Raw genomic sequence first — 10909 nt, forward strand, 5'->3', positions numbered from 1 at the left:
GTTTACGACTGCTKCGCAGCCGGACGCAGCCTCGCGGGCTCGGCAGCTGCTACAAGGGAATTGTGTTTTGGCGAAAAGCAGGCATAAAAAAGGGCTCCTCGAAGGAGCCCCTGGGCCGAAGCCCGCCGTCCGGATGGGACGTGCGTGGTTAATTCAGTCAGTCATCAGATTGTCGTGTCGGAGTGTTAGGCCCTGTAATTAATTGCCGACGGCGTGAAGTTCGTTGAGTCTGTGGATTCCCGCAGTGCCGGTCATACCGTCCCAGTTGTCGCCGCGTCCCTCGCGCCAGCCGTTAATCCAGGCTTGGCGTACTGACGGTAGAGTAAATGGGCAAAGCTCACGGGATTTGCCACCAACGCCATATTGATATCCGCGCAAAAATGCTCTTTCCAACGGATCACGCTTAAGTCTTCTCATAGGGTGTTGCCCTCACTTGTTGACTGTATTCATCGCGTAGACCTCAATCGAGGTCTGGCAGAAAAAAACTCTGCCGTTGGGGCTCGCTGCCGGCGTCGCGAGCCAAGGTGTCGACGTCGTTGCGGCGTCAACCTGAGTTGAGTTCTAACCAATGCGTCACATCGAGGGAATGATCGTTTTGTCATAAGGACGTAACGATAAAGATGCTATGGCGATAAGTAACACCATGTTTGGCCCTTATTTGTTGGAAAAGCCCTGTATGATCGGCGCCCCGCAGGATGACGGGGTTAATCCTAAGTGAGAATGACTTCTGTTGCGTGGGAGCATTATTCGACGAAGGGTCGACTTATGACATTTTGTTGCATCAACTTTTTTATCTGCCTGTGCATCTAAGCTCTTCTAACCTGAGCAGCACAGGTGGGACGGCACACCTTCGTGCCACGCGGGCGCTCTTTTAGAAAAGCGCCTGATTGAAAACCGGATCGGCAATGCGTTGCCGGTTCACTTAGCTAAAGGCTCTGAAAATCCAATGTCCGATCAATTCGAAATCTTCCTCACTTGCCCCAAAGGCCTTGAAGGCCTGCTGATCGAGGAAGCCGTCGGGCTTGGCCTTGAAGAAGCACGTGAGCACACCTCTGCCGTGCGTGGCATGGCGACCATGGAAACCGCTTATCGCCTGTGCCTGTGGTCGCGTCTGGCGAACCGGGTGTTGCTGGTGCTCAAGCGTTTCCCGATGAAGGACGCCGAAGACCTGTACCACGGCGTGCTGGACATCGAATGGCAAGACCACATGCTCAACGCCGGTACCCTGGCCGTCGAGTTCAGCGGCCACGGCTCAGGCATCGACAACACCCACTTCGGCGCCTTGAAAGTCAAAGACGCCATCGTCGACAAACTGCGCACCCCGCAAGGCGACCGTCCGTCGATCGACAAACTCAACCCGGACCTGCGCATTCACCTGCGCCTGGATCGTGGCGAAGCGATTCTTTCCCTCGACCTGTCCGGTCACAGCCTGCACCAGCGTGGTTATCGCTTGCAGCAAGGCGCGGCACCGCTGAAGGAAAACCTCGCGGCCGCTATCCTGATCCGTTCCGGCTGGCCACGCATTGCGGCCGAAGGCGGAGCGCTGGCTGACCCGATGTGTGGTGTCGGTACGTTCCTGGTCGAAGCCGCGATGATTGCCGCCGACATGGCACCGAACCTGCGTCGCGAGCAGTGGGGCTTTACCCATTGGCTGGGCCACGTTCCGGCGCTGTGGAAAAAGCTTCACGAAKAAGCCACTGAGCGTTGCGCGGCCGGCCTGGCCAAGCCACCGCTGTGGATTCGCGGTTACGAAGCCGACCCGCGCCTGATTCAACCGGGCCGTAACAACGTTGAACGTGCCGGCCTGAGCGAGTGGATCAAGATCTACCAGGGCGAAGTCGGTACGTTCGAGCCGCGTCCGGACCAGAACCAGAAAGGCCTGGTCATCTGCAACCCTCCGTACGGCGAGCGTCTGGGTGACGAGGCGAGCTTGCTTTACCTCTACCAGAACCTCGGCGAGCGTCTGCGTCAGGCCTGTCTGAACTGGGAGGCCGCGGTGTTCACCGGCGCGCCAGACCTGGGCAAGCGCATGGGCATTCGTAGCCACAAGCAGTATTCGTTCTGGAACGGCGCGCTGCCGTGCAAGCTGCTGCTGATCAAGGTTACGCCTGACCAGTTCGTCACGGGCGAGCGTCGCACCCCGGAACAGCGCCAGGTCGAGCGCGAGCAGGCGGCCTACGATCAGGCGCCGAGCGAGCCAGAAGAGCGCAAATACAACAAAAACGGCAACCCGATCAAACCGGCACCGGCACCCGCACCGGTGATCGAGCAACCGCGCTTGAGCGAAGGCGGGCAGATGTTTGCCAATCGCCTGCAGAAAAACCTCAAGGCACTGGGCAAGTGGGTCAAGCGCGAAGGCATCGACTGCTATCGCGTGTATGACGCCGACATGCCGGAATACTCCATGGCCATCGACCTGTACCAGGATTGGGTCCACGTCCAGGAATACGCAGCGCCGAAATCCATCGATCCGGAAAAAGCCTCGGCACGCATGTTCGATGCCCTGGCTGCCATTCCGCAGGCCTTGAACATCGACAAGAGCCGCGTGGTGGTCAAGCGTCGCGAGCGTCAGAGCGGCACCAAGCAGTACGAGCGTCAGGCCGCGCAGGGCAAGTTCGTCGAGGTCAACGAAGCTGGCGTGAAGCTGCTGGTCAACCTCACCGACTACCTCGACACCGGGCTGTTCCTCGATCACCGTCCGATGCGCATGCGGATTCAGAAAGAGGCGGCCGGCAAGCGCTTCCTCAACCTGTATTGCTACACCGCGACGGCCAGTGTTCACGCGGCCAAGGGCGGCGCACGCACCACCACCAGCGTTGACCTGTCGAAAACCTACCTGGACTGGGCGCGCCGTAACCTGTCGCTGAACGGTTTCTCTGACAAGAACCGTCTGGAGCAGGGCGATGTGATGGCCTGGCTCGACGCTTGCCGTGACGAATACGACCTGATCTTCATCGACCCGCCGACGTTCTCCAACTCCAAGCGCATGGAAGGGATCTTCGACGTGCAGCGCGATCAGGTGCAGTTGATCGACTTGGCCATGGCGCGTCTGGCGCCCGGTGGTGTGTTGTATTTCTCCAACAACTTCCGCAAGTTCGCCCTTGAGGAAAACCTCACCGAGCGTTACGCCGTTGAAGAAATCACCGCCCAGACCATCGATCCGGATTTCGCCCGTAACGGCAAGATCCACCGTGCCTGGAAAATCACTGCGCGTTGACACCTGAACGGCGGATCCACAGAGCCTTGATTTTTAAAGGCTCTTTGGATTCTTTCAGTGCTGGTCAAATTAATGGCTAATAGCTATAACTCTTTGCATGGCCAATGGGTTTTCCCGCACCTGGCGTTTCGAGTTGCGTCTATGTCGTTGCACGCCGTGCGCCCCAGGATCCTGGGAATCATCAGCGAAGATGCGTCGGCCTGGCTGGTCGCGCTGCTGGTATTGATTATGGGTGGTGTTCTTACGGGAATACTCGCCTGGTCGACGCTCAATGTATTTAACCATCAACTCAAGCAACGCTTCCAGCTGCTGGCCAATGAGCGTTTTAGCCGCATTGAAGAACGTTTCGTAGACCAGGAGCAGCGCCTCGACGGCCTGCGCCGGTTCTTCTCTAATTCCAGGTCGGTCTCCCTCGAGGAGTTCGACGGTTACACCCAAGCCCTGTTGCACCGGACTCAAGCCTATGAATTCGCGGCCCGAGTGACGCGTGCCGAGCGCGCGGAATTCGAGCGCAAGGCGCGGGACGAGGGATTGCGCGACTTCACCATTCGTGAACTTGACGGCAACGGTCAACTGCAATTGGCCGCTGAACGCGATGAATACGTGGCGGTGCTTTACAGCCAGACGCAAAGTCGATTGGGCCCACTGCTGGGTTACGACTTGCTGACCGAGCCGATGCGTCGATCAACCGTTGAGCGGGCGGACAAACCGGGCGCTATGGCGGTGTCGCAGCCGATGCATCTGGTCAGTATCGACCCGGCCAATGCGCGTGGCGTGCTGTTGGTGGCCCCGGTGATGCTGCGCAACATGCCAAGCGCTGCGGGGGCAAAACCCGACGGATATGTCATGGCAGTGATCAGCATGCGCCAGTTACTGGCTAATGGATTGCCGGATTCCATGCACGACTATCTCTCGGTGCGCATACTCGACTTGTCGATCGACGAGCAGCAAGGAGTACTTTACGAATCCTTCAACGGACCGGCGGCCAGTGATTTGTTCGCGAGCCGGCTGTTGCGACTGGCTGATCACGATTATCAAGTCAATATCAGGCCGAGCGAAGCCTTTATAAAAGCCAACCATTCCTCGGTGAAGACCCTGGTGGTGCTAGGTGGGTTGCTCAGTCTGCTGCTCAGTGTGTTGTTGTACGTGTTGGTCAGTCAGCGTCAGCGCGCGCTGAAAATGGTGGAGCAGCGGACCGAGGAATTACGTGCTCGCGAGCAGGAGTTACGTGGCACTCACGGCCAGTTGCGTGGCGTGTTGAATGCGGCCACTCAGGTGGCGATCATCGCCACCGACCTGCGCGGGATCATCAATACGTTCAACGCCGGTGCCGAGCAGATGCTGGGTTATGCCAGCATCGAGGTCGTGGGGCGCATGACTCTGGAAAACCTGCACTTGCGCCGGGAGTTGGTGGTGYGGGCGGCGGAATTGAGTGCGCGGTATGGCAAACCGATTCCGACCAGTCAGGCGATGTTGGTCAAAGGGGGCGAAGAGGGCGGGCACGAGACGCGGGAGTGGACGCTGGTGCGCCGCGATGGCAGCCATTTGGCGGTAAACATGCTCGCGACCCCGGTGCTCGACGAGCAAGGTCTGTGGGTCGGTCACCTGGCGATCTGCATCGACATTACCGAGCGCAAACGCGTCCATGAGGCGCTGGCGGCGCGGGACCTGTTATTGAAAAAACTCAGCGCCCATGTGCCCGGTGGCATCTATCAATTCAAGATGGATTTCGACGGTCGCTACAGCGTGATCTATGCCAGCGACGGCATTCGTGAGATCTACGAACTCGAACCGGATGTGCTGTTGCTCGATGCCGAATCAATCTTCATGCGTATTCATCCACAGGACACGACCCGGGTCCGCGCCTCGATCCGGGCGTCGGCGGACACCCTCAGCCCGTGGCGCGAGGAATACCGTGTGCAGTTGCCCATGCGCGGCCTGCGTTGGGTTCGCGGTGAGGCGACCCCTGAAGAACTGCCCGGTGGCGGCGTGCTCTGGCATGGCTATATTTCCGACATCTCCGACTTGAAACGGGTGGAAGAAGAGTTGCGCGCGCTGTCGATCACCGACTCGCTGACCGGGATCCACAACCGCCGCTATTTCCAGGAGCGCCTGACCACCGAAATGGCTCGTGTCCAGCGTCGCGGGGGCAATTTGTCAGTGATCATGCTCGACATCGACCACTTCAAACGCATCAACGACCAGCATGGCCATGCCGAGGGGGATCGGGTGTTGCAGGCTGTGTGCGAGCGTATCGGTTATCGGCTGCGGCGCACGGATGTGTTTTGTCGCCTTGGGGGTGAAGAGTTCATGGTGCTCTGCCCGGACACCAATAGCGAGCAGGCGCAAGTGCTGGCCTTGCAGTTGTGGCAAGGGCTGCGCAGTTCACCGATCGATGGCGTCGGGATCATCACCGCGAGTTTCGGGATTGCCAGTTGGCGCGTCGGGGAGGGCGCGGATGCGCTGTTGCTGCGGGCGGATTCGGGGGTTTATGCGGCGAAGCTGGCTGGGCGGGATCGGGTTGAGACGCAGATAAACTAACGCCGGATGCGACCCTTGTGGGAGCGGGCTTGCCCGCGATAGCGCAATATCAGTCAACATTGATGTCGACTGACACGACCTCATCGCGGGCAAGCCCGCTCCCACAGTGAATCTCCAGTGTCTGGAGGATCGGGTTAAAGCACCGAAGCCGTTTCCGGCAGTTTCGGTTGGCGATACAGATCCAGCAGCACCTGATCCAGTACCGAAGACGCGCCAAACGGTGCCTTGTCGTTAAGAATCGCCACCACTGCCCAGGTGTTGCCATTGACGTCACGGCTGAAGCCGGAGATGGCGCGGACGGTGTTCAGGGTGCCTGTCTTGACGTGGGCTTCGCCGCGCATTGCGGTGGTTTTCAGGCGTTTGCGCATGGTGCCGTCGGTGCCGGCAATCGGCATCGAGCTGATGAACTCGGCGGCATACGGGCTGTGCCAGGCGGCTTGCAGCATGGCCGCCATTTCACGGGCGCTGACGCGTTCGGCGCGGGACAGACCGGAACCGTTCTCCATCACCAGATGCGGCGCCGTGATGCCTTTCTTCGCCAGCCACTGACGGACCACACGCTGCGCGGCTTTGGCGTCGTCACCGTCGGCGTCGGTGCGGTACTTCTGGCCCAGGCTCAAGAAAAGCTGCTGCGCCATGGTGTTGTTACTGTATTTGTTGATATCGCGGATGATCTCCGCCAGGTCCGGCGAGTAAGCCCGGGCCAGCAATTTGGCACCGCTTGGAGTGGGCGCCAATACATCCTTGCCCTGAATGCTGCCGCCCAGTTCTTTCCAGATGGCCCGCACAGCGCCAGCGGTGTAAGTCGCGTGGTCTAGCAGCGACAGGTACGTCTGGGAGCTGCAGCCATCGCCCAACTGGCCACCGACCGTCACGGTCATGCTGCCATCGGCCTGGGTCACCGGGTTGTAACGCACGCCACCGGTGCATTGCTTGGAGTTGACGGCTTTGACCTGGTTTTCGATGCGGATGCTGGCAATCGGCGGCTCCACCGACACCAGCACCCGGCCGTTGTCGTTGCGTGCCACAAAGCGCAGGGCTTTGAGGTTGACCATCAGCGAGTCGGGCTTGACCAGGAATGGCTTGTTGTCGTCATTGCCGTCATCATTGAACTCGGGCAATTGCGGTTGGGTGAAGAAATTGCGGTCCAGCACCAGGTCGCCGGTGATTTGCGTCACGCCGTTGGCGCGCAGATCACGCATCAGCAGCCAGAGTTTTTCCATGTTCAGCTTAGGATCGCCGCCACCCTTGAGGTAGAGGTTGCCGTTGAGGATGCCACCGCTGAGGGTGCCGTCGGTGTAAAACTCGGTTTTCCACTGGTGGTTTGGGCCGAGCATTTCCAGCGCGGCATACGTGGTGACCAGCTTCATGGTCGAGGCCGGGTTGACCGAGACGTCAGCGTTGAAAACGGTCGGGGTGCCTGGGCCGGTGAGTGGGATCATGACCAGCGACAAGGCGCTGTCCTGCAACTTGCTGGCCTTGAGGGCTTTTCGACGTTGGGCGAGAGCGCGGTGTTGATCGGTGCGGCGGAAACGGAAAAGGCCAGGGGAAGAATGAAACCGGCCAGCAACAATGGACGCAAAGACTTGATCATGTGCAGTAAAACCCTACGGGCGAGGGGAAAAAAACGAGGGCATGGCGATAAAATCCCTCAGTGGTCATGAAAGTGTCGGCATTATGCCCCAAGGCTTGAAGTCGTGTGCCGTGCCATACCCCTCTAATCCGCTATTTTTTTACCAGCGGTCATCCATGCACCCCAGAGAATCGGGCAATTAGTGGCTTAAACTGCTAAAGTGCCGCCCGTTATTACTTTTGAGGATTGTTCCAATGGCGACTAACCGTTCCCAGCGTCTGCGCAAAAAACTGTGCGTCGATGAATTTCAAGAGCTGGGTTTCGAACTGAACCTGGATTTCAAAGAAGATTTGGCTGATGAAGCCATTGATGCTTTCCTCGACGCGTTCCTGAAAGAAGCCATGGAAGCCAACGGTCTGGGCTATGTTGGCGGCGACGACTTCGGTCTGGTTTGCCTGCAGAAGCGTGGCTCGGTATCCGAAGAGCAGCGTGCTGCTGTTGAAGCCTGGCTCAAAGGCCGCAGCGAACTGACTGAAGCAACCGTCAGCCCGCTGATCGACGTCTGGTACCCGGAAAAGCCGATCAATCCGGTAGCTTGATGTCATAGCTTTTTGTCATAAAAGAAGCGGCGACCCAAGGGTCGTCGTTTTTTTATGTGCAAATTAAAGGCTCGCAGCCTCGTTTCACTCGACAGCTGCTACAGGGTGAACGCATTCCATGTGGCAGCTGTGTAGCAGGTGTGTAGCAGCTGTCGAGTGAAACGAGGCTGCGTGCTTTTGCTTGTCAAGCTTTACGCCAATTCAAAATCACCAGCGTCAACACCCCCGCAACAATCCCCCAGAACGCCGAACCGATGGAAAACAGCGTCAGCCCCGACGCCGTGACCATAAAGGTGATCAGCGCTGCTTCACGCTCCTTCACCTCGGTCATGGCGATGCTCAAGCCGTTGATGATCGAGCCGAACAACGCCAGCGCCGCAATCGACAGCACCAATTCCTTCGGCAATGCGGCAAACAGCGCCGCCAGCGTCGCGCCGAACACTCCGGCGATCCCGTAGAAAATCCCGCACCAGACGGCGGCCGTATAGCGTTTGTTGCGATCTTCGTGGGCATGCGGCCCGGTGCAGATCGCTGCGCTGATGGCCGCCAGGTTGATCCCGTGGGAGCCGAACGGTGCCAGTAGCAGCGAGGCGATGCCAGTAGTGGTGATCAGCGGTGAAGCCGGCACGGTATAACCATCGGCGCGCAAGACGGCGATGCCGGGCATGTTCTGCGAGGTCATGGCCACCACGAACAGCGGAATGCCGATACTGATGGTCGCGGCCAGGGAGAAGTGCGGTGTGGTCCAGACCGGGGTCGCCACTTCCAGATGGAAGCCACTGAAATCCAGCAGCCCCATAAACCCTGACAACGCCGTGCCGATCAACAGCGCGGCCAGCACGGCATAACGTGGCGACAGGCGCTTGACCAGCAGATAGGTGAAGAACATGCCCAGCACCAACCCGGTGCGATGTTGGGCGGCGACGAAAATCTCGCTGCCGATCTTGAACAGAATCCCCGCCAGCAGGGCCGCAGCCAGGGACGCCGGAATCTTCTTCACCAGCCGTTCGAAGCTGCCGGTCAAGCCACAGATGGTCACCAGGACTGCACATGTGATGTAGGCGCCGATGGCTTCGCCGTAACTCACACCGCCCAGGCTGGTGATCAGCAATGCTGCACCAGGTGTCGACCAGGCAATCGTTATGGGGGTGCGATAACGCAACGACAGGCCAATCGAGCACACGGCCATGCCAATCGAGATCGCCCAGATCCACGACGAAATTTGTCCGCTGGTCAGGCCAGCTGCTTGTCCGGCCTGGAACATCAGCACCAGGGAGCTGGTGTAACCGGTCATCATCGCGATAAACCCGGCGACGATGGCCGACGGTGACGTGTCGGCCAGTGGTCGAAGCTGCGTGTGCGTGACGTCGTTCATGACAGCGATGTTCCTTGTTCTAGTGGAGATGCCCGCGCCCTTTGTAGCAGCTGGCGAAGCCTGCGTTCGGCTGCGAAGCAGTCGTGAATTCAGTCGGCGCGGCGAATCAGGAAGCCCGCGTATTCGGGTTTTACGACTGCTGCGCAGCCGAACGCAGCCGAACGCAGGCTTCGCCAGCTGCTACAAGGGATCGGGTTAACGCGCGGATTCTGCGTTCAAGCCTAAACTCAAACCTAGCGGATCGTTGCAATACAGCAGAAGTGACAAACAGCCGTACAGTCGTGTTGCCACCATCCATTGTGTACAATCGCTGTGATTTTTTACGCGATACTTGCCAGTGACCCACTGTGCCGTATTACAGTCACCGTCAATTCGCCGCAGTTCTCCCGACTCGAGTGCCCATGAACGAACAGTTGCAGCCCCTAAAGAAACAACCGCGAGCAGGCAAAGCCGGTCGCAGCGGGACCCAGGACGATATTGTCTACGCGCATATTTTCGAGGCGATCCTCGAGCAACGCCTGGCGCCCGGCACCAAGTTGAGCGAAGAAGCGCTGGGGGAAATTTTCGGGGTCAGTCGCACCATCATCCGCCGCGCACTGTCGCGCCTGGCCCATGAAGGCGTCGTGCTGCTGCGTCCGAACCGTGGCGCGGTCGTCGCCAGCCCGAGCGTCGATGAGGCCCGTCAGGTGTTCTTCGCGCGCCGTCTGGTAGAGCGGGCGATCACTGAGCTGGCGGTGCAACACGCGACCGCTGAGGAACTCACCGAGTTGCGGCAGATGGTCAACGATGAGCGCGATAGCTTCTCCCGGGGCGATCGCGGTGCCGGCATCCGTCTGTCGGGTGAGTTCCACCTGAAACTCGCTGAAGCGGCGAAGAATGCGCCATTGATCAGCTTCCAGCGCAGCCTGGTGTCGCAGACTTCGTTGATCATCGCCCAGTATGAAAGTGGCAACCGTTCGCACTGTTCCTACGACGAGCACACCCAGCTGATCGACGCCATCGAAGCGCGCAACGCTGAGCTGGCGGTGAGTTTGATGATGCATCATATGGATCACATCGACAGCAAGCTCAACCTGAACGAAGAAAGTGCGTCGGATGATTTGCATGCGGTGTTTTCGCATTTGTTGCAGACCAAGAAGCCAGGGCGGCCCAGCGCGAAACTCTGATAGACCATGACAAAAAATCCCCCGTAGCCTGAAGGCTGCGGGGGATTTTTGTTGAGTGTCTGATCGTTCCAACGCTCTGCGTGGGAATGCAGCCCGTGACGCTCCGCGTCACTGGACGCGGAGCGTCCCTTGAGGCATTCCCACGCAGAGCGTTGGAACGATCAGACACTCAACAAAAATCCCCCGCAGCCTTCAGGCTACGGGGGATTTTTTGTCATGGTCTATCAGAGTTTCGCGCTGGGCCGCCCTGGCTTCTTGGTCTGCAACAAATGCGAAAACACCGCATGCAAATCATCCGACACACTTTCTTCGTTCAGGTTGAGCTTGCTGTCGATGTGATCCATATGATGCATCATCAAACACACCGCCAGCTCAGCGTTGCGCGCTTCGATGGCGTCGATCAGCTGGGTGTGCTCGTCGTAGGATCAGTGCGAACGG

Annotated in this window: 6 protein-coding genes and 2 pseudogenes; 4 read left to right on the forward strand and 4 right to left on the reverse strand. The window is 58.9% G+C overall.

The annotated features are described in order from the left end of the window. Nucleotides 1-198: 198 nt before the first annotated feature. On the reverse strand, nucleotides 199-417 hold the full coding sequence (rmf, locus tag AC1DSG_RS21595; RefSeq protein ID WP_007948532.1) for a ribosome modulation factor: 219 nt from the start codon (nucleotides 415-417) through the stop codon (nucleotides 199-201). Nucleotides 418-946: 529 nt separating this feature from the next. Between rmf and rlmKL the strand changes: the two genes are divergently transcribed. Beyond that, entirely contained in the window at nucleotides 947-3217 is a 2271-nt protein-coding gene (rlmKL, locus tag AC1DSG_RS21600; protein WP_477792700.1) for a bifunctional 23S rRNA (guanine(2069)-N(7))-methyltransferase RlmK/23S rRNA (guanine(2445)-N(2))-methyltransferase RlmL, read from the forward strand. Nucleotides 3218-3358: 141 nt separating this feature from the next. Next, nucleotides 3359-5758, forward strand: a complete 2400-nt coding sequence (locus AC1DSG_RS21605; protein WP_477792701.1) for a sensor domain-containing diguanylate cyclase — start codon at nucleotides 3359-3361, stop codon at nucleotides 5756-5758. A 134-nt stretch (nucleotides 5759-5892) separates the two neighbouring features. Here the strand turns inward: AC1DSG_RS21605 and dacB are convergent. Then, nucleotides 5893-7352: pseudogene (gene dacB, locus AC1DSG_RS21610) on the reverse strand (D-alanyl-D-alanine carboxypeptidase/D-alanyl-D-alanine endopeptidase). Between the two features lie 233 nt (nucleotides 7353-7585). Between dacB and AC1DSG_RS21615 the strand changes: the two are divergent. Further along, on the forward strand, nucleotides 7586-7930 hold the full coding sequence (locus AC1DSG_RS21615; RefSeq protein ID WP_007896965.1) for a YggL family protein: 345 nt from the start codon (nucleotides 7586-7588) through the stop codon (nucleotides 7928-7930). A 184-nt stretch (nucleotides 7931-8114) separates the two neighbouring features. Here the strand turns inward: AC1DSG_RS21615 and AC1DSG_RS21620 are convergent, their stop codons facing one another. Further along, the gene (locus AC1DSG_RS21620; protein WP_477792702.1) at nucleotides 8115-9305 is read right to left on the reverse strand and encodes a benzoate/H(+) symporter BenE family transporter; all 1191 of its coding nucleotides are present in this window, start codon (nucleotides 9303-9305) and stop codon (nucleotides 8115-8117) included. A gap of 401 nt (nucleotides 9306-9706) precedes the next feature. Between AC1DSG_RS21620 and AC1DSG_RS21625 the strand changes: the two genes are divergently transcribed. After that, entirely contained in the window at nucleotides 9707-10471 is a 765-nt protein-coding gene (locus AC1DSG_RS21625; protein ID WP_477792703.1) for a GntR family transcriptional regulator, read from the forward strand. A gap of 224 nt (nucleotides 10472-10695) precedes the next feature. Here the strand turns inward: AC1DSG_RS21625 and AC1DSG_RS21630 are convergent. Beyond that, nucleotides 10696-10896: pseudogene (locus tag AC1DSG_RS21630) on the reverse strand (FCD domain-containing protein); the annotation flags it as partial. Between the last annotated feature and the right edge of the window lie 13 nt (nucleotides 10897-10909).

The organism is Pseudomonas sp. P5_A12 (assembly GCF_056400685.1).

Coding starts and splice junctions, on each gene's coding strand:
- AC1DSG_RS21625 (WP_477792703.1), top strand. CDS start 9,707: ATGAACGAACAGTTGCAGCCCCTAAAGAAACAACCGCGAGCAGGCAAA.
- AC1DSG_RS21615 (WP_007896965.1), top strand. CDS start 7,586: ATGGCGACTAACCGTTCCCAGCGTCTGCGCAAAAAACTGTGCGTCGAT.
- rmf (WP_007948532.1), bottom strand. CDS start 417: ATGAGAAGACTTAAGCGTGATCCGTTGGAAAGAGCATTTTTGCGCGGA.
- AC1DSG_RS21620 (WP_477792702.1), bottom strand. CDS start 9,305: ATGAACGACGTCACGCACACGCAGCTTCGACCACTGGCCGACACGTCA.